The organism is Mycobacterium sp. (genome assembly GCF_035274705.1).
Taxonomy (GTDB): domain Bacteria; phylum Actinomycetota; class Actinomycetes; order Mycobacteriales; family Mycobacteriaceae; genus Mycobacterium.
Genome location: NZ_DATENY010000087.1, coordinates 1 through 22,832 on the forward strand (window position 1 = coordinate 1; position 22,832 = coordinate 22,832).

The 22,832-nt window shown below is 64.9% G+C and carries 27 protein-coding genes; 20 read left to right on the forward strand and 7 right to left on the reverse strand.

What is annotated here, in order from left to right:
- The 8 genes from VJV41_RS18320 to VJV41_RS18355 form a co-directional block, all read left to right on the forward strand.
- A partial coding sequence (locus VJV41_RS18320; RefSeq protein WP_325336221.1) for a helix-turn-helix transcriptional regulator occupies positions 1–195 on the forward strand: 195 nt, incomplete at its 5' end.
- Between the two features lie 141 nt (positions 196–336).
- Positions 337–648, forward strand: coding sequence for a hypothetical protein (locus VJV41_RS18325; protein WP_325336222.1), 312 nt, complete (start codon positions 337–339; stop codon positions 646–648).
- A 166-nt stretch (positions 649–814) separates the two neighbouring features.
- Positions 815–2,983, forward strand: coding sequence for a GAF domain-containing protein (locus tag VJV41_RS18330; protein ID WP_325336223.1), 2,169 nt, complete (start codon positions 815–817; stop codon positions 2,981–2,983).
- Positions 2,980–3,360 (forward strand): response regulator, encoded by a 381-nt coding sequence (locus VJV41_RS18335; RefSeq protein WP_325336224.1) that lies wholly within the window; start codon positions 2,980–2,982, stop codon positions 3,358–3,360. The genes VJV41_RS18330 and VJV41_RS18335 overlap by 4 nt, the downstream gene beginning before the upstream one ends.
- A gap of 11 nt (positions 3,361–3,371) precedes the next feature.
- Positions 3,372–4,469 (forward strand): adenylate/guanylate cyclase domain-containing protein, encoded by a 1,098-nt coding sequence (locus VJV41_RS18340; protein WP_325336225.1) that lies wholly within the window; start codon positions 3,372–3,374, stop codon positions 4,467–4,469.
- Between the two features lie 8 nt (positions 4,470–4,477).
- On the forward strand, positions 4,478–6,067 hold the full coding sequence (locus tag VJV41_RS18345; RefSeq protein ID WP_325336226.1) for a peptide ligase PGM1-related protein: 1,590 nt from the start codon (positions 4,478–4,480) through the stop codon (positions 6,065–6,067).
- 203 nt (positions 6,068–6,270) lie between these two features.
- Positions 6,271–6,693: a hypothetical protein gene (locus VJV41_RS18350; protein ID WP_325336227.1), complete on the forward strand. Its 423-nt coding sequence runs from the start codon at positions 6,271–6,273 to the stop codon at positions 6,691–6,693.
- A 127-nt stretch (positions 6,694–6,820) separates the two neighbouring features.
- The gene (locus tag VJV41_RS18355; protein WP_325336229.1) at positions 6,821–7,189 is read left to right on the forward strand and encodes a hypothetical protein; all 369 of its coding nucleotides are present in this window, start codon (positions 6,821–6,823) and stop codon (positions 7,187–7,189) included.
- 233 nt (positions 7,190–7,422) lie between these two features.
- On the opposite strand, the gene VJV41_RS18360 is transcribed toward VJV41_RS18355, so the two are convergent.
- Together VJV41_RS18360 and VJV41_RS18365 are read right to left on the reverse strand one after the other, a co-directional pair.
- Entirely contained in the window at positions 7,423–7,836 is a 414-nt protein-coding gene (locus VJV41_RS18360) for a hypothetical protein (RefSeq protein WP_325336231.1), read from the reverse strand.
- Complete coding sequence (locus tag VJV41_RS18365) at positions 7,837–7,974, reverse strand: hypothetical protein (protein WP_325336233.1); 138 nt, start codon at positions 7,972–7,974, stop codon at positions 7,837–7,839. It abuts the gene before it with no gap.
- A 46-nt stretch (positions 7,975–8,020) separates the two neighbouring features.
- Here VJV41_RS18365 and VJV41_RS18370 point away from each other — a divergent pair, with 46 nt between their 5' ends.
- Positions 8,021–9,541 carry a DUF4185 domain-containing protein gene (locus VJV41_RS18370; protein ID WP_325336235.1) on the forward strand — a complete coding sequence of 507 codons (1,521 nt, stop codon included), beginning with the start codon at positions 8,021–8,023 and terminating at the stop codon, positions 9,539–9,541.
- Positions 9,542–9,545: 4 nt separating this feature from the next.
- The gene (locus VJV41_RS18375) at positions 9,546–10,019 is read left to right on the forward strand and encodes a hypothetical protein (RefSeq protein WP_325336237.1); all 474 of its coding nucleotides are present in this window, start codon (positions 9,546–9,548) and stop codon (positions 10,017–10,019) included.
- Between the two features lie 172 nt (positions 10,020–10,191).
- Here the strand turns inward: VJV41_RS18375 and VJV41_RS18380 are convergent, their stop codons facing one another.
- Both VJV41_RS18380 and VJV41_RS18385 read right to left on the reverse strand, forming a co-directional pair.
- Entirely contained in the window at positions 10,192–11,061 is an 870-nt protein-coding gene (locus VJV41_RS18380) for a DKNYY domain-containing protein (protein ID WP_325336239.1), read from the reverse strand.
- Positions 11,062–11,070: 9 nt separating this feature from the next.
- The gene (locus VJV41_RS18385) at positions 11,071–11,691 is read right to left on the reverse strand and encodes a M15 family metallopeptidase (RefSeq protein ID WP_325336357.1); all 621 of its coding nucleotides are present in this window, start codon (positions 11,689–11,691) and stop codon (positions 11,071–11,073) included.
- A gap of 125 nt (positions 11,692–11,816) precedes the next feature.
- On the opposite strand from VJV41_RS18385, the gene VJV41_RS18390 reads away from it, so the two are divergent.
- The 6 genes from VJV41_RS18390 (at position 11,817) to VJV41_RS18415 (ending at position 17,770) form a co-directional block, all read left to right on the forward strand.
- Positions 11,817–12,935, forward strand: coding sequence for an XdhC/CoxI family protein (locus VJV41_RS18390; protein ID WP_325336240.1), 1,119 nt, complete (start codon positions 11,817–11,819; stop codon positions 12,933–12,935).
- A 78-nt stretch (positions 12,936–13,013) separates the two neighbouring features.
- Entirely contained in the window at positions 13,014–15,341 is a 2,328-nt protein-coding gene (locus VJV41_RS18395) for a xanthine dehydrogenase family protein molybdopterin-binding subunit (RefSeq protein WP_325336243.1), read from the forward strand.
- Between the two features lie 11 nt (positions 15,342–15,352).
- Positions 15,353–16,042, forward strand: coding sequence for an SRPBCC family protein (locus VJV41_RS18400; RefSeq protein WP_325336244.1), 690 nt, complete (start codon positions 15,353–15,355; stop codon positions 16,040–16,042).
- On the forward strand, positions 16,039–16,914 hold the full coding sequence (locus VJV41_RS18405) for a xanthine dehydrogenase family protein subunit M (protein WP_325336245.1): 876 nt from the start codon (positions 16,039–16,041) through the stop codon (positions 16,912–16,914). Before VJV41_RS18400 ends, VJV41_RS18405 begins: the two co-directional genes overlap by 4 nt.
- A complete protein-coding gene (locus tag VJV41_RS18410; protein ID WP_325336246.1) occupies positions 16,907–17,383 on the forward strand; it encodes a (2Fe-2S)-binding protein in 477 nt (158 codons plus the stop codon). The genes VJV41_RS18405 and VJV41_RS18410 overlap by 8 nt, the downstream gene beginning before the upstream one ends.
- A 72-nt stretch (positions 17,384–17,455) precedes the next feature.
- Positions 17,456–17,770, forward strand: coding sequence for a DUF732 domain-containing protein (locus VJV41_RS18415; RefSeq protein ID WP_325336247.1), 315 nt, complete (start codon positions 17,456–17,458; stop codon positions 17,768–17,770).
- Positions 17,771–17,774: 4 nt separating this feature from the next.
- Here the strand turns inward: VJV41_RS18415 and VJV41_RS18420 are convergent, their stop codons facing one another.
- The gene (locus VJV41_RS18420; RefSeq protein WP_325336248.1) at positions 17,775–18,038 is read right to left on the reverse strand and encodes a DUF1905 domain-containing protein; all 264 of its coding nucleotides are present in this window, start codon (positions 18,036–18,038) and stop codon (positions 17,775–17,777) included.
- On the opposite strand from VJV41_RS18420, the gene VJV41_RS18425 reads away from it, so the two are divergent.
- Entirely contained in the window at positions 18,037–18,933 is an 897-nt protein-coding gene (locus tag VJV41_RS18425; protein ID WP_325336249.1) for an NAD(P)-dependent oxidoreductase, read from the forward strand. The two genes, VJV41_RS18420 and VJV41_RS18425, sit on opposite strands and share 2 nt — an antisense overlap.
- Before the next feature lie 524 nt (positions 18,934–19,457).
- Here VJV41_RS18425 and VJV41_RS18430 read toward each other — a convergent pair.
- Positions 19,458–20,294 carry an SDR family oxidoreductase gene (locus tag VJV41_RS18430; protein WP_325336250.1) on the reverse strand — a complete coding sequence of 279 codons (837 nt, stop codon included), beginning with the start codon at positions 20,292–20,294 and terminating at the stop codon, positions 19,458–19,460.
- A gap of 44 nt (positions 20,295–20,338) precedes the next feature.
- The gene (locus tag VJV41_RS18435; RefSeq protein WP_325336252.1) at positions 20,339–21,274 is read right to left on the reverse strand and encodes an enoyl-CoA hydratase; all 936 of its coding nucleotides are present in this window, start codon (positions 21,272–21,274) and stop codon (positions 20,339–20,341) included.
- A gap of 208 nt (positions 21,275–21,482) precedes the next feature.
- On the opposite strand from VJV41_RS18435, the gene VJV41_RS18440 reads away from it, so the two are divergent.
- The 3 genes from VJV41_RS18440 to VJV41_RS18450 all read left to right on the forward strand — a co-directional run bounded on the left by VJV41_RS18440 (position 21,483) and on the right by VJV41_RS18450 (position 22,814).
- Positions 21,483–21,821 (forward strand): intersectin-EH binding protein Ibp1, encoded by a 339-nt coding sequence (locus tag VJV41_RS18440; protein WP_325336254.1) that lies wholly within the window; start codon positions 21,483–21,485, stop codon positions 21,819–21,821.
- 157 nt (positions 21,822–21,978) lie between these two features.
- The gene (locus VJV41_RS18445; protein WP_325336256.1) at positions 21,979–22,326 is read left to right on the forward strand and encodes an intersectin-EH binding protein Ibp1; all 348 of its coding nucleotides are present in this window, start codon (positions 21,979–21,981) and stop codon (positions 22,324–22,326) included.
- Positions 22,327–22,454: 128 nt separating this feature from the next.
- Entirely contained in the window at positions 22,455–22,814 is a 360-nt protein-coding gene (locus VJV41_RS18450; RefSeq protein ID WP_325336258.1) for an intersectin-EH binding protein Ibp1, read from the forward strand.
- The last annotated feature ends 18 nt before the right edge of the window (positions 22,815–22,832 follow it).

Below are 22,832 nucleotides of genomic sequence, written 5' to 3' on the forward strand. Positions count from 1 at the left end.
CCGCTCACCGATCGCGAACTGGAGATCGTCATGCTGATCGCCGACGGAGAATCGAACCGCGCTATCGCCGAGCGACTGACGCTCTCGGTGCGCACCGTCGAAAGCCACATCTACCGGGCAATGGCAAAGACCGGAACCAGCACCCGCGAGGAACTCGCCGCGCTGCTACGACACCGCAAGCCGAAGACACAGTAAACACCTTCGCGGCTACGTAGTACTGCGCCTAACCAGGCGGGATTGCAGTGGCGCGCTACTGCGCTCGCCGCCGCGAATGCGAGTGACGATTCCAATGCGGAACCAACTGAATCCGCACAGGAACGCAAGAAGGACAAAACCATGAAGAGCTTCGTTACTTCCCTCGCAGCGGGCTCGCTGGCCGCCGCGGCGCTCGGCCTCACTGCCACCGCCAACGCCGCCCCGGCGGGCCCATCGTCCGTCGACGCCGTGATCGACCAGCTGACCGCGCGAGGCTATGACGTCGTCGTGAACCGAATCGGCACCGCTCCGTCGGCGCAGTGCACGCTCAGCTCGGTTCGCCCCGGCCAGACGTTTTCGCGCAGCGACACCGGGTCCGGTCTACCCGGATCCTGGGGCGACATTGTCACCACGGTGACAGGCAAGACGGTCTACGTCGACATCGTCTGCTGATATCCGATCGGACCCAGTCGGCTATCTCAGCGAATCCACAGTTTTCATGCCCCGACCAGCAACAAGGGCACAGACTGTCATCAGGCACGAAAGGGGAACTGTGGCCGAACCGAGCGAACACTCGTCCCGCACTGCGCGCGTTACGAGAGCCTCTTTCCGACAGGAGTTGAAAGACGCCCGCAGCCAGTCGGCGGCGAGCCGGAAGATCGTCGCGGCACTCGGCCGTGCGGTCGCGAACCCCGGGGACGTACTGGACACCGTCCTTGAAGAGGCCGCGAGACTGTGCGAAGCACAGGTCGCCCAGCTGTACCTCCTTGAGGGCGACGTGTTCCGCCTCTCCCAAGTCTCCGGCGAAATCCCGGAGGAGTATCGCAAGTACCTGCACGACCACCCGGTTCTCAGAAACCGTTCCTCCGCCGTCGGGCGCGCGGCGGAGGACATGCGTACCCATCAGATCCGCGACGTGCTCAACGACGCGGAATACGGGCGCACGGATCTCCAGCAACGAGCCGGCTTCAGAACCATGCTCGCCACGCCGATGATCCTGCAGGACGAGCTCGTTGGCGTGCTGTCCATGTGGCGGACCGACGTCAAGCCCTTCGATGCGCGCGAACGCGAGCTCCTCGAGGAATTCGCCGTTCAGGGGGCGATCGCGTTGCGACAGCGCGACCTCATGCTCGCGCTCGACTCCAAGGGCAAGGAGCTGGCGAGGAAGGTCGCACAGCTCGAGGCGCTTCGGGAGCTGGATGAGGTCGTTGGATCGAGCCTCGACCTCGACGAAGTCCTGGACAGGATCGTCAGCAACGCCGTGCGGCTCACCGGAACCGACGGCGGATCGATCATGGAGTACGACGAGTCGGCCGATTCGTTCCACGTCCGTGCCGCGTCCGGAAGCAGCCCCGAGCTACTCGATCAGCTGCGGGCGATCACGATCCACCGGGAATCGACCCTGGTTGGTCGGACCGCACTCACTCATCAGCCGGCCGAGGTTTCCGACCTTGCCAAGACGGAGCTCGACCCCCATCTCGAGATTCTGTTCCGGGACGGATGGCGCTCGGTGCTCGCGGTTCCCATGCTGCGCGGCGACAAGCTGGTGGGTGTGCTGGTGATCCGGCGCCGGGGCACGGGCACGTTCCCAGCCGATATGACCGAGCTGCTCCAGACCTTCGCCAGCCAGTCGGCGCTGGCCATCGTCAACGCACGCCTGTTCAGGGAGTTGCAGACCAAGACCAAAGAGCTGGAGATCGCAAGCCGCCACAAATCGGAGTTCCTGGCCAGCATGTCCCACGAACTGCGGACCCCGCTCAACGCGGTGATCGGTTTCTCCGAGGTGCTGCTGGATCGCATGTTCGGGGAGATCAACGCGCGCCAGGACGAGTACCTGCGCGACATCTTGAGTTCGGGCAGACACCTCCTGGCGCTGCTCAACGACATCCTGGATCTATCGAAGGTCGAGGCGGGTCAAGAGGTGCTCGAGCCCAGCACGTTCGTGGTCAGCAGCGCCGTGGAGTGGGCGGCGGGACTGCAGCGTGGGCGCGCAGACGCGCATGCCATCACAGTGACATGCGAGGTCGCGGAAGACGTCGGGACGATCGAGACTGACGAGCGGAAATTCAGGCAGGTGGTGCTCAACCTGGTCGCCAACGCCGTGAAGTTCACGCCCGATGGCGGACGCGTTTCCGTCCGCGCCTGCCGCAAGGGGACCGAGCTCATTGTCACGGTGACCGACACCGGCATCGGGGTGCCTCCCGAGGATCAGGAGCGGATCTTCGAGTCCTTCCAGCAGGGCCGCCGGGGTGCTCCGAAGGAGGAGGGCACCGGTCTTGGGCTGACGTTGTCACGACGCCTCGTCGGGTTGTTCGGAGGGCGGATGTGGCTCGAGAGCACCCCCGGCGTTGGAAGCACGTTCGGCTTCTCCGTGCCGCTCACCCCGGTGGCGGAGGACGTCACCTCGCCCGGGAGTGACGAGTTTCCGGCGATCGTCCTCGTCGACGACGATCGGGCGTCGCTCGATCTTCTCGCGGCCTACTTGGACGGGTCACCGACTCAGGTGCTGCGGGCCCGTGACGGCGTGGAGGCTCTCGAGGTGGTGCGCAAGGTACAGCCGGCCGCGATCGTGCTCGACATCAAGCTGCCACAGGTAGACGGCTGGAAGGTCTTGACCGAGCTGAAGGCTGACCCCGCCACCGCCGCGATCCCCGTCGTCATCGCCTCAGTCGTCGACGATCGTCCCCGCGGCCTTGCCCTCGGCGCTGATGCCTACCTTCTCAAGCCGGTTCGTCGCGACGACCTCATCGATTCGCTGCGACGCGTGGGCGCCCTGGAGTCGCCGTGACGCCGCGCAGAATCCTTGTGGTAGAAGACAATCCGTTGAACCTCAAACTGGTTCGGGACGTCCTCGAGTTCGCCGGGTACCACGTCATCGCGGCCAATTCGGGCGAGGAAGGCCTGTGCGCCGCCGAGGACGATCCGCCCGATCTGGTGCTGATGGATCTCCAGCTCCCCGGCATCGACGGAACAGAGACGCTGCGAAAGTTGAGGCAGGGCAACCTCGGACGCGATGTGCCCGTCGTCGCTGTTTCCGCTTTCGCAATGGCCGAGGATCGGGAGCGCGCGGCTCTGGCCGGCTTCGACGGATACATCGAAAAGCCGATCAGCGTGCGAGATCTGCCCGGCCGGATCGAGGCGTTTCTCGACAGGCGGGCGAACTGATGGACATCCCGGTGACCGTGTTGGCTGTCGACGACGAGCCTGCCAACGTGAGGCTTCTCGACGCGGTGCTCACGCCTCGCGGGTACCGGGTTCTCAGCGCGGCGACAGGGGCAGAAGCGCTGGCGTTGCTAGAAACCGAAGACGTGGACATTGTCCTGCTCGACATCGTGATGCCGGGGATGGACGGTCACGAAGTCTGCCGAAAGATCCGGTCTGCGCCGGCTACCGAATTCCTTCCCGTCGTGATGATCACCGCCAGCGGAAGTCAGCAGCGTCTGGCCGCGCTCGAGTCGGGGGCCGACGACTTCGTCACCAAGCCCTTCGACCAGACCGAATTGCTGGCCCGGGTGGCGTCGCTGGCGCGAATCAAGCGATACCACGACACGATCCGTCGACAGGCCGACGAGCTGGCCAAGTGGAACACGGAGCTCGAGACTCGCGTCGCCAGGCAGGTTGCCGAGTTGGAGCGCACCAATCGGCTGCGCCGCTTCCTGTCACCGCAACTGGCCGATCTGGTCGTTGGCGACGAAACCCTGCTAGGGAGCCATCGCCGCGAAATAACCGTCGTATTCACCGATCTCAGGAACTTCACACCGTTCGCCGAAACCAGTGAGCCCGAGGAAGTGATGGGTGTGCTGGGCGACTATCACGAGGTCATCGGGACGCTGGTTCATGAATACGGAGGCACGCTCGAGCGGTTCACGGGCGACGGGGTCATGGTGTTCTTCAACGACCCCATTCCGTGCGACGACTACACGGAGCGTGCGGTCCGGATGGTCCTCGACATCCGAGACGCCGTGAAAAAGCTTGCCGTGCAATGGCTTCGCGACGGCCATGACCTCGCCCTGGGAATCGGAATCGCCCAGGGTTACGCGACGCTGGGCAGGATCGGCTTCGAGGGCCGCTTCGACTACGCCGCCATCGGCAGCGTCACGAATCTAGCCGCCCGGCTGTGTTCGGACGCCGGTCCGTGGCAGGTATTGGTTACCGACCGTGTGCTCGCACGCACCGAGCACCTGGTTGTCGCGGAAATGGTTGGCGACGTACAGCCCAAGGGATTCAGCCGCTCGGTGCGGGTCCACAACATCAACGCGCTAAACGACGAGTAGGTGAGGACATGACACAGCTAACGGTCGCCGATCAACGAGCCTCGGGCCGCCAACTGTCAAGTCTGGACGAGACGGAGCGCTACCGCTGCTTCGACGATCTGCAGCTGGCGATGCCGACCGTCTGGGAGTCGATGAGGCTCGACTTGGACGACGAATCCGTCGTCGTGATCCCGTCGATCAGCATCGAACGCACCACGCCTGGGAGTGGCACCGTCACGCAGGCGCTAGAGGAGCGGGCCCTGTTCTTGCTGCTGCTGCTTCGCCAACCGCGGCTGCGCATGATCTACGTGACCTCGCAGCCGGTGTCGGAGTCCATCATCGAGTACTACCTCGGGTTGCTTCCCGGGGTGATTCCCAGTCATGCCCGTGCCCGGCTCACCCTGGTCCCGGTCGGTGATGCGTCAGGGGTGTCGCTGAGTGCGAAATTGCTTGCGCGACCGCGACTTCTGCGGGAGATCCGGTCCCTGATTCCCAACCCGGCCCGCAGTCACCTCATCCCCTACAACACCACACCGCTCGAGCGGGATGTCGCGCTGAGCCTGCAGATCCCGATGTACGGCTCGGACCCGCGGCTCGCGGATCTCGGCAGCAAGACCGGCTGCCGCCGGATGTTCGAAGAGCTCGGGGTGCCGTGCCCGGTCGGGGCCGAGGACCTCCACACCGTCGACGACATCGTGGCCGGCGTGCAGAGCATGCGCGCGCGACGGGCGTCGCTCACTCAAGCGATCGTGAAGCTCAACGAGGGCGTCTCGGGTGCGGGCAACGCCTCGCTGGACCTACAAGGGCTGCCGGCCCCTGGCTCGCCGAGCGAGGCGGCCGAAATCAGAGAACGTGTGTTGCGCGTGCAACCGGAGAGCGAAAACCTTGCCGTCGACGTCTACCTGGCCGCCTTCGAGAAGCACGGCGGGATCGTCGAGGAGCGGATCACTGGAGTGGCACTGACCAGTCCAAGTGTCCAGATGCGGGCACTGCCGGACGGCACGGTCGAGCTGCTGTCCACGCACGACCAGCTTCTCGGCGGCGCGAGCGGTCAGAAGTACCTCGGCTGTGTGTTCCCAGCCGATCCCGGATACGCCGCGGCGATCGCAGAGCCTGCGATGGTGATCGGACGACACCTGTCGAGGCTCGGGGTGCTCGGCCGGTTCGCGGTGGATTTTGTTGTCGTACAAGATGAAAGCGGCGTGTGGACGCCGTATGCGATCGAACTGAACCTGCGCAAGGGTGGAACCACGCATCCGTTCCTCACCCTGCAGTTCCTCACCGACGGGACCTACGACGGCGCCCAAGGAGTCTTCCTGACGCCAAGTGGCAGCAGAAAATATCTCGTCGCGACCGACCACTTCGAGGACGAACGGCTCAAGGCACTCACCGTCAGGGAACTGTTCGACATCGTCGTCCGCCACGGTCTGCATTTCGATCAGTCCCGGCGCACGGGAGTTGTCTTCCACATGATCAGCTGCCTCACCGAATGCGGCCGCGTCGGGCTGACCGCCGTCGGAGACACCCCCGAGGACGCGTGGCAGATCTACCAGGAGGCTCAATCCGAAGTCCTCAGAGAGGCGGCGCTGGCGTTAGAGGAAGGATGCGTCGTCGGTTGAGTCTGCGTTTGGCGAGCAAGGATCACGTCTGGTACGTCGCCTACGGATCCAATCTTCACTCCGCGCGCTTCAATTGCTACATCGCGGGTGGAAGACCACGCGGTGCGCGCCGCACATACGCCGGATGCCGCGATCGGTCGCCACCCCGACGCGATATTGGGATCCGTTTGGCCGGTGGCCTCATCTTTGCGGGCAATTCGAGAGTGTGGGGCGGGGGCATCGCCGTCTACCAGCCTCACGCCGATGGCGAGGTTGCGGCGCGGGCTTACCTGCTGACGTTCGGACAGCTCAGCGATGTGGTCGCACAGGAGATCAGGCGCCCAGTTGGCAGCGACCTGCCGCTCGGCAGAGCAGCAGACCGACGGTGGGCAACGAATTCCCGTACCTACGAAACGCTTCTACGCCTGGACGACCGCGACGGTTTACCGATGTTCACCCTCACGTCTCTGCAGAAGGTCGATGCCACGACGCCGTCGGGGCCCTACCTTCGCGTCATGCTCGATGGGCTCGGCGAGGCGTTCGACTGGGCTGTGCATGCCAGGGTGCGGTATTTGTTGCGTGCGCCGGGCGTCGCACCGGCATGGAACGCCAACCGGCTCGTCGAGTTGTGCAATGGCCGAGGGTGACATCTCCTTCGCCGACACTGTCCCCGGCTTCGCGTGGGCCCAGCCAGACCGTCATTTCGACGCCGATCGCGATCTGTCCGCAGTGTCGACACGCGGCCGACGTAGCCGACGGCGCATGATGGGCCCCATGGCTGAAGCCGGATTGTGGGTTGCGTGGGGACTGCCGACCAGCGGACGCGAAACGCAAGCACTCGATCTGCTCAAAGAGACGACGACTGACTACTTCAAGCGGCTCGTCCAGGACGGCCGTATCGAGCGCTTCGACACGGCAATTCTCAAACCTCAAACCATTGAATTGGGCGGCTTCATCCTCATCCAGGGCACCCAACCGCAGATCGACACACTTCGCCGTGACGAGGATTTCCAGGTCTGGGTCAACCAGGTCCAGCTCGTCGCCGACCGGGTCGGAATGGTCGACGCATGGGTCGACGAGGGGCTTTCTGAGGCAACCGGCCTCTACGAGAAGGCCCTCCGGAAAGCCGGGCTAACGCCGTAGCTCGTTTTTTGGATAGTCGACTAAAAGCCCAACAAGATCATCACCACAGCGACAGCTGTTGTTTATGAGACTTTTCTCCCTTTTGCTGTGAGGCGCTGTAGGGTTCGCTTTAATAACCAAGTATTGACGTCGGGGGAAACGTCGTAGGGGAGAACCATGCCCGCATCAGCTTTCATCGGTCGCGTCGGCGGTTTGGCCGTCGTCCTCGGCGTCGGCACCGCCGTGGCCACGGGTTATGGCGTGGCATCGGCCGACACCACCGATTCGACATCCTCATCCAGCTCGTCGACGTCCGATTCGACGTCGACGGGTTCAACGGGCACCCCTAACCCGAAGCCCACGTCAGGGTCGACGACACAGTCCACGACCGAGCCGTCCACCACCACGACGACGACGGGGACACAGGGTGCCACGTCCACCGCGACAGAGGTTGCCCCCGGCGTCGTGGTGAGTGCGCAGACCAACACGTCGACCTCAACGGGGACGTCGACGGCGACCTCAGCGGGGACGTCGACGGCCGCAACGCCGAGCGCGACCGCAACGGCATCGCCGACTCCGACGACGCAAGCCTCAACGCCCACGCCGTCAGCCACCGCGACCGCGACGCCCACCGCTGAGCCCGAGCCGAGCACCCAGCCCACGGCCACTCAAACCGCCGACGAAACTTCCAAGCACTCATCGAGTTCGACCGCCACAGCGACCGCAACGGATACCGCATCCAATTCCACGGCTGCATCGAGCGCCCCGACGGCCACCAACAGCCCCTCGGCGACCGCCTCCGCCACGGCTCAGTCGAACGACACCGCCACGCCGCGCATTTTGACCTTCAGCATGGCCGCGACCGACCCATCGGCGACCGACCTCGTGCAGGCCTCGACCATCCAGCCGATGGCACCCGTGGCCCAGACACCGCCGAACCCGTTGACCGCCGTGGCGAACCTGGTGTCGAGCTTCGTCAACATGGTGCTCAGCCCGTTCACCGCGGGCACGAGCCCGACCACACCCGCCGGGGCGCCGGTGTTATGGAGCCTGCTCGCGTTCGCCCGACGCGAATTCGAGAACTTCTTCAACGCGCTGGGCGGTCGGTCCACGCCGACCAGCACGCTGGCGGCCCCGGCGACCACGAGCCTCGCGCTAGCAGCTGCCGCGACCGCGGTGGTCACCAACCCGCCGCCGGCGTTCCCGGCGCCGGGTCAGCAGCTGAGCCCGTCGACGCAGTTCGTCAGATGGGTCACCGGCAACTACCAATACGCCAGCGATCCAACGCTTGCCAACACCTCCACGCGTTACTCGGTATGGGGCACCGACGTCGGAACCATGTGGGACAACGGGATTCCCGACGATCCCAGCACACCGATCAACGAGCACCAGATCCTGATCGCGGTCGGCGACACGTTCAGCGGCCCCGGCATGACGGGTCTGTGGCGCTCGAACACGTTGTTCCGCAGCTCCGACACCACCCTTGCCGATGGAATGACCATCCCGAATGGCCAGTGGTTCAACGGCAATATGTTCGGCGGAGCGCCGCTGGGCCCGAATTCCACCACCGCGAGGCAGATCATCTTCCCCGACGGACTGCCCGCAGGCGTCACCCTCATCCCGACGGCAGGCATCTCCGTGCCCACCTCGGGCACGCAGTTCGGGGCGACCCAGTACGTCAGCTTCATGTCTGTAACGCAGTGGGGCTCACCAGGCCAGTGGACGACGAACTATTCGGCGATCGCGTACTCCACGGATAACGGGGAGAACTGGAAGGTCGCTCCGACGTCCGTGCGCTACAACAACTCGTGGAGCGGTAACCAGAACTTCCAGCAGTCGGCCTTCGTGCGCCCCGGCGACGGCTACGTCTACATGTACGGCACACCCAACGGCCGGCAGGGCGCCGCGTACTTGTCACGCGTCGCGGAGAAGGACATCCTCGACGTGACCAAGTACGACTACTACAGCGGCGGCCAGCAGGGCTGGTTCTGGAGCACACCACCGGGCTGGTACCGGAACAACCCGACCGCGGCCACACCCGTATTCGGAGTGGACACCGGCGCCTGCGGGGTGGCCAATGCGGGCAACCAAGTCAGCGAAATGTCGGTCCAGTACAACAAACAACTCAAGAAGTACGTCGTGCTCTACGGCGACCAGTTCAACAACATCGTGATGCGTACGTCGGACACCCCGCAGGGCACCTGGGGATCGGCCAAAGTGTTGATGGGTCAGCAGAGCGGCGGCATCTACGCGCCGATGATGCATCCGTGGTCGCCGTCCACCCTCGGACAGGGCACCGACCTGTACTGGAACCTATCGCTGTGGTCTGAGTACAACGTGATGTTGATGAAGACCGACCTGACGAAGGTGTAAGCCTGTGCACGCAAAGGCGTTCGTCATCGGCACGCTAGCCGTCGCGCTGCCCCTGGCGCCCATCGCATCCGCGGATCCTGTTGTCCCACAAGAAGATGCACCGTGTACCGCGGATCTTGCCGGCGTGATGACCTGGCCACAGGGGGCCAAGATGCCGCTGGTATGCGCCAACCGGCAATGGCAGGAAGTCACGACTCCCCAACCTCCCAGCGACCGGTGGTTGAGCTTCGATCCGCCGATGTTGTTGCACGGCGAAGGAATGCGAAATCCCAGCGTCAAGTCCGGTGACTGGACCGCGACGCCGCAGGACCCGAACGCCCAGTGCCGCGCAGAGCAGCAGACCGTGGTGGGCCCGGGCGTCCTCGGTGCTCCGCAAGTAGCGGAAGGAAAACCGGGCCAACCTCTCGAGGTTCAGCTGCTTCCGAGATTGTTCTCAATTCAACTAAGCGGATACTGCGAGTGGGCCAGGCAGGATTGAATCGCCTCAAATCGGGTATGTCAGCGCACATGCCAACAGCGGACGAGCCCACATGCATCCGTGTCTGCGCCGGGTGTGGGTATCCGACTCTGGGACAGGCCATGTGCGCTTTCTGCCAACGGCTGACTGTGCTGACCGGCGATCGCTTGCTCGGCGAAGATCCGCCGGCCGCCTAATCCGCGAACGAGATTGACGTTTCAGTGCAGCCGGTGACGGCGCGGTCGGGCGGGAAGCTGTGCGGATCGGCATTCGTGATGACGGATTGCCGGTAGTACGCATGCTCGGCGTCGGCTGAGCACTCGAACGCGGCGTTCAGCACGCGGAACATGGCGGGGTTCGCACCTTGGATCGCCTTGCCCATCCAGTAGGCGCGGCGCACGTCGACCGCGTACGGCCCATCGAGTGCGCGAAACGACGGCGCATCGACGTCCGCGACCGAATCGGAGAAGTAGTAAATGCGTTGGCGGTCTTGGGCATACGCGCCAGCCAGCACGTGGAAGGTCGCAGGGTCGGCACCGGCGATCGGATTGCCGTTGACGTGGACGGTGTGACTGTCCTTGGTGAACAGGTAGTGGTCGGTGTTCGAGAGGATCACGAAGTGCGCCGGATCATCGGATAGCACCCCACCATCGGACCAGTACACCACCGCGCTGTCCCTGGACAGCGAGGCGTCGAGCAATTCGAAGTGAGTGGGATCGTCACTGATCGGGCGGTCGAGTTGGTACACGTGGCGCCGATCTTTCGCGAAGCCGGGGCGGTCGAGCACTTGGAAACTCGAGGCGTCTGCATCGGGAATCGGATGACCGTCGAAGTAGACGGCCGAGCTGTCTCGCGCATAGGTCGCATCGAAAGCATGAAACGACGCCGCGTCGGCCCCATTGATCTCGAATGCGTTGCCGGGGAAGGCGTTCAGGTAATAGACCTTCTCGCCGCGAACGTGATAGCCGGCGGCGTCGAACAGCGAGTTGGGCGGCTTGTTGCGACTACAGGCCGGCAATAGCGCCACAACCACCACACACAGCGCAGCGATACATCTCCGCATCAACCGAACCTAATTCACGGGCACATCGAGAATCGGGCGTTTGACGTCGGCATCATCGGTGTCGAAGTGCCACCACTCGCCCTTGTAGACCGTCAACCCACCGGCTTTCATGGCGTCGCGCAAGGCCGCCCTGTTCGCCTGAGCTGCTGCGCTGACGCCGTCGGTCGCGAATGCCAGTGCCTTTGGGGTGAAGTCGTCGAAATCGGTTCCCATATCGACGAGTGCGCCGCCGCGAGCGATTGTCACGTCAACCGATCGGCCGGCCTCGTGGCTGCGCGCATACGATCCCGGTCGCGCCACCCAGTTCGGATCGGGGACGGCCTCCCACATCCGCACCTGAACGTCGTGTGGCCGGTAGCAGTCCCAGAAGACCAGCACCTCACCCTGGGGCCGCAACGCATCGGCGGCCGCGGCCAGGCCCTGCGCCATCGATTCGTGCACGAGACAGCGGGCGCCTGCCGGGTACAGCGGTATGCCCACGAAGTTGTTCGGAGTTGCGTAGCGCAGATCGATGATCGCGTCCGGAACGACGGTCAAGACGTCGACCAACCCCGCGCGACGCGCGGCGTCCGACACGGGCGGCACCGGGGGCGGCGCCGCGGAGGCCATGCCACAGGACGCGCTGTACATCGCTACCAGAACCCCCGCCACGACTTGTCGCACGAGAGCATTTTCGCGGAGATCGGCACTCGGCGTCACGAAAGACTCCACTACGCTGAGCGCTGAGCAGCCGCACAGCGGAAGGGATCAGGCACGTGCGTGACGTACTGGACAAGTTGCTCACGGTCTGGCAGGCCGGCGGTACGGCTGGCGTGGCGACCGTCGTGCGCACGATCAAATCGGCGCCGCGTCCGGCCGGCGCGACGATGGTGGTCTCCCCCGATGGAACGGTCGCCGGTTCGGTGTCCGGAGGCTGCGTCGAGGCGGCCGTCTACGAACTCGCCAACGAGGTCGTGAAAACCGGGCGGCCCGAACTGCATCGCTACGGGTTCAGCGACGACGACGCCTTCGCCGTCGGGCTCACGTGCGGCGGGATCATCGATATCTTCGCCGAGCCGATGTCGCGGGATACCTTCCCTCAGCTGCAAGCCGTCGCCGACGACATCGCCGCCCACCGGCCGACCGCGATCGCGACTGTCATCGCACATCCCGAACCGCAGTGGGTCGGACGCAGGCTGGTCATCGGCCCGCACTCCGTCGACGGGTCGCTCGGATCGGATCGGGCCGACGACGCCGTCGCCGACGACGCCCGCGGGCTGCTCGGCGCCGGTCGCACCGCGGTGCTGACCTACGGGCCCGACGGCCAGCGCCAGGAAGCCGGCATGGAGGTCTTCGTGGCCAGCCACGCGCCTCGGCCGCGGATGCTGATCTTCGGCGCCATCGACTTCGCCGCGGCCCTGGTGCGGCAGGGCGCCCTCCTCGGATACCGCGTGACCGTGTGCGACGCGCGCCCGGTCTTCGCAACCCCCGCCCGGTTCCCCGGCGCCGACGAGGTCGTCGTCGATTGGCCCGACCGCTACCTCGCTGCGCAAGCCGAGAACGGCGCGATCGATTCCCGCACTGCGATCTGCGTGCTGACCCACGACCCGAAATTCGACGTGCCAGCCCTGAAAGTCGCACTACAACTCCCTCAGGTCGACTACATCGGGGTGATGGGGTCACGACGCACGCACGACGAGCGGGTGAAGCGGCTGCGGGAGGCAGGCGTGACGGACCGCGAACTGAGCCGACTGGCCAGCCCGATCGGGCTCGACCTCGGCGCGCGCACGCCGGAGGAAACCGCTGTATCCATCGCCGCCGAGATCATCGCGCGCCGTTGGGGCGGCCGCGGCCGGCCGTTGACCCAGGTAGACGGCCCAATCCACCACGATTGATTAGATGAGACAAATAGGGTGGAAATGTCGCTCTCAGATGCGATAACGTCACTTTCAGTCGTATGAGGGAGTGATTGCGTGACTGACACGGTGGCGACCCGATACGCAGGCACCCGGGTCGCTCGCGTCGAGGACAACCGCCTTCTCACCGGCCGCGGCACCTTCGTCGACGACGTCACCAGGCCCGGCATGCTGTATGCCTGCTTCGTGCGCAGCCCGTTCGCGCACGCGAAGATCAACGGCATCGACGCCGCCGCGGCCCTCGCGCTGCCCGGGGTGCGCGCGGTGTTCACCGCCGAAGACCTCAACCCTGACGTCAAGGAGGCTTGGCACGCGGTCGCGGGCAAGGACATCCCGGACACTCCACGCCCGCCGCTGGCCGAGGGCACGGTGAAATTCGTCGGCGACCCCGTCGCGCTCGTCGTCGCCGAGAGCCGCTATATCGCCGAAGACGCCGTCGAGTTGGTTGACGTCGACTACGAGCCCCTGCCCGCCATCGCCGACTTCACCAAAGCCGTGAACGCCGATGTGGTCGTACACGACGCGTACCCCGACAACGTCGCGGGCGGGATGGCCGGAGCGCCGCCGGACGAGAACATATTCGCCACGTCGACTCACGTTGTCGAGGCCCATGTCTACCAACAGATCTACGCGCCGGTGCCGATGGAAACCCGAGGCATGGTCGCCGAGTGGGACGCGTCATCGGAGGAACTGACGGTGTGGGCGTCCACCCAGACCCCGCACGAGCTGCGGGCGTTCGCCGCACGACTGCTCGGCATCCCAGCGCAGGGCGTCCGTGTCATCATGCGCGACACCGGCGGCGGATTCGGCCAGAAAGTCGTCCCGATGCGCGAGGACATGTGCATCCTGCTTGCCGCGCGCAAGGTGCCCTTCGCGCTGAAATGGATCGAGGACCGGCGCGAGAACCTGATGTCGGCGGGCCAGGCTCGCCACGTCGACGGCAAGGCCCGGATGGCGTTCGACGACGAGGGCAACATCCTCGCGGCGGACATCGACTTCTCCTACGACATCGGTGCATATCCGACGCCATACCCCGTGCTGACGACCGCCGCGGTCGGCATGTTCTTCCCCGGCCCGTATCGCGTGCCGAAGGCCAGCTTCAACTACAAGACGGTGTTCTCCAACACCGCGGGCCTGGCGGCCTATCGTGGTCCGTGGCAGTACGAAACCCTCACGCGCGAAATACTTCTCGACATCTCCGCGCGCAAGATGAACATGGACCCCGTCGAGCTGCGCCGGCGCAATATCCTGCGTGGCGACGAGATGCCGTACGTCAATCCCAACGGCATGCCCTACGACCACGTCGCTCCGGCGGACACGTTTGATCAGGCCGTCAAGATCCTCGACCACGAGGGCTTCCGCCGCGAACAACGTGAAGCCTTGGAGCAGGGCCGCTACATCGGTCTTGGCTTTTCGGCCTACATCGAGCCGACGGGCGCCGCGACCGGTCACCTTGCCACGGAAGGCGCGACCATCCGCATGGAGCCGACGGGCAAGATCAACGTGTACGTGAACGGCGGATCAACCGGCAACAGCATCGAGACCACAGTCGTGCAGCTCACCGCCGACGTGCTTGGCGCCGACATCGAGGACGTATCGACCATCCAGGGCGACACCGCGGTGACACCGTATGGCGCCGGAGCCCAGGGCAGCCGGTCCGGTCCGATGACGGCCGGCGCGGTGAACGAGGCGGGGACGATTCTGCGCACGCAGATCGTGGCGATGGCCGCGGCCCGGTTGGGCGTCGGGGAAGACGAGATCGAACTGGGCGGCTCGAAAGCATACGTAAGGAATGACCGAGCTGGAGATTCCAAGAGCGTGACCTTCGCCGAGCTCGCCTACCGCTCGTACTACGAGCCGCAGCAGCTGCCGCCAGGGATGGCTGCCACGCTCGAAGCGACGGCACGCTTCACGTCACAGGCAATGATCCACTGGGCGAATGCAACGCACGCATGCACGTGCGAGGTCGACGTCAAGACCGGGGACGTCGCGCTGACGCGCTACATCGTCAGCGAGGACGTCGGCGCGATGATCAACCCGAACGTGGTCGAGGGCCAGATCGCGGGCGGCACTGTCCAGGGCATCGGCGGCGCGCTACTGGAGAACATGGTCTACGACGACGACGGAAACCCGCTGTCGTCAACGTTTGTCGACTACCTGCTGCCGACCGCGACCGACGTTCCGCCCATCGAATACGGCCACATCGAGATCCCCGGCCCCGGCATCGGCGGTTACAAGGGCGTCGGTGAGGGCGGCGCGATCGGCGCGACGCCCGCGGTGATCAATGCGATCAACGACGCGTTGGCGCCACTCGGTGTGACCCTGACCCGTCTGCCGGCAACACCCGCGGCGATCGTCGGGTTGCTGGAACAGGCGCAGAAGTAAGGACACCGAACATGGAACTGAACAACGAATTTCGTGTCGCGGTGCCTGCGGCCAAGACATGGGAGGTGCTCACCGACGTCGAGCGCGTCGCCCCGTGCCTTCCCGGCGCCACGCTGCTGTCTGTCGACGGCGACGAGTTCACCGGGGCCGTCAAGGTCAAAGTCGGTCCGATCACCGTGTCCTACAACGGAGATGCGGCGTTTGTCGAGAAGGACGCAGCGGCGCAGCGCGTAGTACTCAAGGCCAACGGCAAAGAGACCCGCGGTAGCGGCAACGCGGCGGCCGTCGTCACCGCCCAGCTCAAGGACGAAGGCGACGCCACGAGTGTGGTGATCACCACCGATCTGACCATCTCCGGCAAGGCCGCTCAGTTCGGCCGCGGTGTACTCGCCGACGTCGCGAGCAACCTGATCGCGCAGTTCGCCAAGGCGCTGGAGGCCGATCTGACCGGTGGCCCGTCGGCTGCCACTGCCGCACCGACGGCCGAAACCATCTCGGCGGCAAGCCAACCCGGAGCTGGTGACTCCGTCGACCTGCTCAAGGTCGTCGCCGTGCCGACGGCCAAGCGCGCCGCCCCGGCGATCGCCGCGCTGACCGTCGGCGCGCTGGTCGGATTCCTGTTGGGCCGACGCAACCGCCGGGCGCGCGCACACCAGCTGCCCGAGGATCTTCTGGCCGCCCTGTCGCGGCTCGTCTCATGAAAGCCGCCCCGTTCGCCTATCACCGCCCTGACTCGGTGAAGGAGGCCGTCGACCTGCTCGCCGAATACGGTGACGACGCGAAGATCCTCGCCGGCGGTCAGAGCCTGGTGCCCATGCTCGCGATGCGCCTCACGCACTTCGACAACCTCATCGACATCTCGCGGATCGACGAACTGATTGGTATCGACCTGTGCGACGGCGAAATTCGGATCGGAGCGGCGACACCGCACGCGTTCGTCGGGATGGATGACGAGGTGGCCGACTCGGCGCCGCTGCTGACCCTGGCAACCCCGTACATCGGCCACTTCCAGATCCGCACCCGCGGCACGCTGGGAGGCGCTATCGCGCATGCCGATCCCGCGGCCGAATATGCCGCGGTGGCACTGGCTCTCGACGCGCGCATGGAAGCGGTGTCGCCCCGGGGGTCCCGCGATATCCCTGCGAGTGAGTATTTCACCGGACTGTGGGAAAACTCGATGGCGTCCGACGAAATCCTGACCGGCGTGCGCTTTCCGGTATGGGGCGCACCGTCGGGCTTCGCCGTCGAGGAGTTCGCCCGCCGGCACGGGGACTTCGCCATCGCGGGCGCCGCTATCGCGGTCGAATTGGATGATCAAGCGCGTGTGAGCCGTTGCGGCATAGGGCTTTTAGGCCTGGGATCGACACCGCTGCGCGGATCGGCCGCAGAGCGGGCCATCCTCGGCCGTCCGGTGGACGACATCACCCCCGAGGAGGTCGGCCACCTTGCCATCAGTGGGCTCAACGACATACCGGCCGACCTCCAGGGGTCTGCCGCCTATCGAGCCAAGATCGGAGCCACCATGGTGGCCCGTGCGTGGGAATCTGCGACAACGGAGGCAAGCAATGCATGAGTGGCCGGTTCAGGTGTCCGTCAACGGGCAGCACACCGAAGAAACCGTGGAACCACGGCTGACTCTCGCCGACTATCTGCGCGAGAAGTGCGGCCTCACCGGCACCCATCTCGGCTGCGAGCATGGCGCGTGCGGTGCCTGCACGGTGCTGCTGGACGGCCAGGCGGTCCGTTCGTGCTTGATCTTCGCTGTGCAGGCCGACGGCACGGAGGTCACGACGGTCGAGGGCATCGCCTCCGCGGACGGTGAGCTGTCGCAGGTGCAAGCCGCGTTGAAGGAGTGCCACGGACTGCAATGCGGCTTCTGCACACCCGGCTTCGTCACGTCGATCACCGCACTGCTGCGGGATAACCCGAATCCCACCGACGAGGAGATCCGCAAAGGGCTGTCGGGGAACTTCTGCCGGTGCACCGGCTATCAAGGCATCGTCAACGCGGTGCACCGCGCCGCCGAGATCAGTCGCACCTGACCCCCTCTCTAGGCAGAGTTTCGTTTGCTGGCGTACTCTTCGTGGTGGCCGGGGACGTTACTGGGGAGACGGATGAGAAAAAGGCACGTGTTGGCGGCGATGGTGGTCGCCGTCGGCGCTGCGACCGTTGTTGCGGCGCCGGCCTCTGCCGACGATCAGCTTGACCAGGCGTTCTTGCAGGCACTCAAGGACAAGGGCATCGCCGTGAAGTCCGACGCCTTTGCCCTTGACCTGGCCCATTCGACGTGCGATCTGCTCAACGGCGGCGGCACTGTCGAGAAGGCGCTTTACCAGATCAAGGCCAAGACGAAGTGGTCCGACGAGAAGTCGGTCAACTTCGGCGGCCTGGCCCTGTACGCCTTTTGCAGGGACAAGCTTCCGCAGTAGGGCGTTAGCCCTCGAGCTTTGCGACGACCGCGGCGATGCGCTGCGCGCGCCGCTCGGCGGAAAACGGCAGCAGGCATTTGCCACCCATGGGTGCGACGGTCGAGCGGTACTCGTAGCCGTTGACAGTGACCACGACAGGCGGCCGCTTGCCAGCGGCGAGGTCGGCCACGATATCGGCGGGCACCTCGATGCCGGTGTTGTTGCCCATCTGCTGCATCGTCGAAGAGAACTTCATACACACAGGAATACCGGGCATCGTGGACGCCATGAAGATTGGGTTCATCGGACTGGGGAACATGGGTGCCGGCATGGCGGCGAACCTGCTGAAGGCCGGGCACGAGGTGACGGCGTACAACCGGTCGCAGGACAAGGTCGAGGCACTTGCGAAGCAGGGCGCGAAGGCTGCGAAGAGCGTCGCGGAGGCGTGCGGCGGTGATGTTGTGATCTCGATGCTGGCCAACGACGAGGCGGTGGAGGCGGTGACGTTCGGCGACCACGGCATCGTCGCGTCGTTGCGACCGGATGCGACGCATGTCTCGTCGAGCACGATCAGCGTCGCGCTTGCCGAGCGGTTGACCGAGGCACACGCCGAAGCGGGCCAAGCCTTTGTGGCAGCACCGGTTTTCGGCCGACCGGAAGCGGCGGCTGCGGCAAAACTTTTCGTCGTCGCAGCAGGGATGCGCGAGAAGGTGCAGGCCATCTCACCGGTGTTCGACGCGATAGGGCAGCGGACGTTTGTCGCATCGGACGAACCGAAGGCCGCCAACCTGGTGAAGCTGAGTGGCAATTTCCTGATCGCCTCGGTGATCGAATCACTCGGCGAGGCAATGGCATTGGTCGCCAAGGCCGGAGTGGACAAGCAGGATTATCTGGAGGTCCTGACGTCGACCCTGTTCGGCGCACCGGTCTACAAGACGTATGGCGAGATCGTTGCGCGTGGGGAGTTCGAACCGGCCGGCTTCGCCGCCGCGCTTGGCCTCAAGGACATCCGGCTTGTGCTTGCCGCAGGTGAAAGTCTTGCAGTGCCATTGCCGATCGCCAGCCTACTGCGTGATCGCTTCCTGACACTGCTGGCCAACGGTGGCGCCGATTTGGATTGGGCGGCGGTCGGCGCGCTGTCGGCCTGGGAGGCCGGCGGTCCGAGCCCGACCGGTCGGGCTTAGAACTGCTGAGGTTGGTGCGTTCGGCTTCGATACGCCCGGTGATGCTGAGAAGCGCCTCAGTTCCGCTGTTGCCGTACGTCGCGGGTCCGGCACTCCTTGCACGCCATGGGACCTTGTGCCCACGAGCCACCGGTCAGCGATGCGGAGCTTTGACTGTTGGCACGGCCTTCTCCGTAGCCAATGCGGTAGGCGGAATGGTAGTGGTAGCTGTGTCGCCCTGGGTCATTGGGCCGACCAGGACTGGGTGGGCCACAGGTAACGGGTCCGAGCTACCACTCGTGCCCATAGCCACGGAAAATCCCGCCATCGCCACCACTGCACTGCCACCGACTATTGCGAACAAGAGCTTGGTACGTTCACCAGCTGTCGACTGCGCCATGTTGCCCCCAACCTTTGGCGATCCTGAAGTGCCCCCAATTGCTAAGAGTGGACGCCTTGATGCTTGAGAAAGGCTGTCACCGCGCTGCGACTTAGCTGGGGGTGGGGCCCTGTCCTGCGACGAAGCGACTGTGGAGAAAACGGGCTTAGCTCGACACCACGCCGCGCAGACCCTCGGCGCCGAAGACCGGTTCGAGCATCGCCGACATATCCGGCCCGCGGCGCAGGCAATGCCCACCATCTACATTGATCACCTGACCGGTGATCCAGCTCGCCGCATCGCTGAGCAGAAACACCGCCGCGTTCGCGATGTCCTCCACCTCGCCGGGCCGCGGCAACGGAGTACACGACGCGTAGTCCGCGCTGATCTCTGGTGAATCCAGAATGGGCGCAACCAGATCCGTACGGATGAGACCCGGCCGGATGCAGTTGACCCGCACCCACGACGGTCCGAGCTCGTCGGCCGCGAGCATCATCAGGTGATCGAGCGCCGACTTGCTCACCCCGTACGCGCCGAACCACCGGTGTGTGTTGCTCGCCGCGATCGACGAGATCCCGACGAACGATCCGCCGCCGCCGCGGACCATCTCACGCGCCGAATGTTTCAGCACGTACATGCTTCCGTTGACATTCAGATCGACGGTGCGCCGCCACGCATCAGAGTCGACCTGAGTGATCGGGCCGATGGTCTCGCTGCCGCCGGCGCAATGCACCACACCATGCAGCCGGCCGGTCCAAGCCGTCGCGGCGTCCACCACCCGCGCGACCTCGTCCTCGTTGGTGACGTCGGCGGGTTCGTAGCGCACCGACCCCGATCCACCGGCAGCTTTGATCTCGTCAGCAGCGGCCGACAGCCGGTCGGCGTTGCGCCCGACGAGCATCGCGTTGCCGCCCGCGGCGACCACGGCCGCGGCGACACCTTTGCCGATCCCGCTGCCACCGCCAGTAACCAGGAATGTTCGATCCGCCAACGACAGCTGCACCGCGACCCCTTCGTCCGATAACTAGAACAGGTTCTAGTTATACGTCACGGCTCGTCGCGGCGTGCAAGCTTCGGCGCTCCCAGCGACCGCCAGTCCGGAACGTCGGGCGGCAGCCCTATCGGATAGCGGTTCTCGTTGTGTGCCGCCCAGTGGGCATGACCGAGCTCGTGGATGTGGAAGCCGTGCCGCAGCGCCTCGGTGAAACCCATCGCGTCACTGGCCGCGTTGACGGAATCCTTGATCAACAGCGCGGCCATCGTCGGCCGCTCTGCAATACGGCGGGCGAACTCCAGCGTCTTGTCCTCGAGTTCGGCCCGGGGGAAGATCTTCGACACCATGCCAAGCCGATGCGCTTCGTCGGCATCGATCGAATCACCGGTCAGCAGAAGTTCTTTGGCCTTGCGAGGGCCGAATTCCCATGGGTGGGCATAGTATTCAACGCCCGGCATACCCATTCGCACACCGACGACATCGCTGAACCTGGCGTCGTCGGCGGCCACGATCAGATCGCAGGCCCAGATCAGCATCAGCGCAGCCGAGATCGCGTTGCCCTGTACCGAAGCGATGGTGATCTTTCGCAAATCCCGCCAGCGACGGGTGTTCTCGAAGAAGAAATGCCACTCCTGCAGATACGTTCTTTCCGCGATCGCCGGGACCGTGGCACCGTGCGAACGAAAGGTCGGATGTTGCGCGGGGCCGGGTTTGCGCTCGAGCAGCGCTTCCTCGGAGCCCAGATCGTGCCCCGCCGAGAAGTTCTTGCCGCGAGCCGCAAGGATCACCACCCGCACCTGATCGTCTGCCTCGGCGCGGCCGAACGCCTCGTCCAACTGCACGAGCAGCGTTCTCGATTGGGCATTCTGCGCGTGTGGGCGATTCAGCCAGATCCTTGCGATGCGCCCTTCGTCGAGCGTCTCGTAGGTCGCCTGCCGGGGCGCATCACCCTCGGCCTGTTCGGTAGTTGTCAGATCAGGGCTCGCCACAGCGGACCACCTCGTTCGCTTGGAAAACTATCTACGCCACGCACATTACGGTGCCCCGATAAGCGCACGTGACGTAGTGCCACAGCAAGCTGACAGCAAGCTTCCAGAAATGGGACACCCGAACCACTTTTATTGACGATGACACGGCGGTTTCCCTGTGCTCGGCGTAATGTCTGCGCTACCAGCAATAACTACAGAGAGCGTGACGATGGCGACCTTGAAGCTTCCAGCACGACGACTGCTCCTTGCGGGTGGATTTGCGGTCGCAGTGGCCGCAGCGCCGGCGGTCGCCGTCCTTGCGGTACCGACCGCTGGAACCCCGTCGATCACTGCATGCCCCAACGGCGAATCCGAAGACACCTTCACCGGAGTCTGCACCCCTGAGCTCGTGCCCAACTCACCCGAGACCTCACCCGGCGGACTGCCCGAGGTCGACAACATTCCGTGCACCGGCGCCAATTCCGGACAGTGCATCGGCCTGTCCGAGGAGGAGCAATCCGAGGGGCCGATCGCGGTACCGCACTCTTCGGTCAGCTCGAGCCCGTAACCCGATCCTTCGATTAAAGCCGGGGCGCATGAATGTGCCCCGGCTTTTTTTCATGCGTTGAATCGACACGGTTTCAGTGAACCCGCCGAATGCGCACAGACACCTTTCAGCCTTCATACAATTGCGCAGACAAACAAACCAATCAGAAGGCGGCGCAATGGCGACATATCCGATCTCCGCACGATTCGTCCTCGCGGGCGGGTTTGCTCTAGCGGTCGCTGCCGCGCCAGCCGCAGCTCTGCTGGCACAACCCCATCACGTCGTTGCTGTGGCGGCCTGCGATACCGGTGAGGAAGAGGACGTTTTCACGACGAGCTGCACCCCATTCGTGGTGCCTAACTCGCCGTCGGGTTTCACGACGACAGCGGCCAATCCCGACATTCCGGAAATCCAGGGCGTTCCGTGCACAGGCCACGACTCTGGCGCCTGCATTGGCCTGGCCGAAGATCAGGCGGCCGAAGGGCCTCAGCCGGTACCACGCTCGACCATCAGCTCCAGCCCTTAGTGGGCCACGCCGTCGGCCGCAAGTCGTCGAGCCGAATTCCCAGGGAACTGGTGGAATCTATGCAGATTTCTGCAAGCTTCCCTACAATCCGTTCGACGACCTAGTCAATAACTAGAGAAAGCGTGACGATGGCGACTTTTGAGCTTTCAGCACGACGACTGATCATTGCCGGAGGGTTTGCGCTCGCAGTTGCCACCGCCCCGGCGATCGCCGTCGTCACCATGCCCAGCGGTTCCGTTCCGCTTGCCTGCCCATCGGGGGAAGAAGAAGACCTCTATACCGGCGAGTGCCTGCCGCACACCGTCCCCAATTCGCCCCTGACCAGCATCTCCGGTAATCCCAGCCTGCCCGCCGTCAGCGTGCCGGGCGGTGGCGGCTCCATCCCATGCACTGGGGCGAACTCCGGCCAGTGCATCGGGCTATCCGAAGAGGCCGAGGCGGCTGGACCTCAAGCCATACCGCATTCGAGCGTCAGTTCGAGCCCTTAGCTCCACTACCGAGCAGCA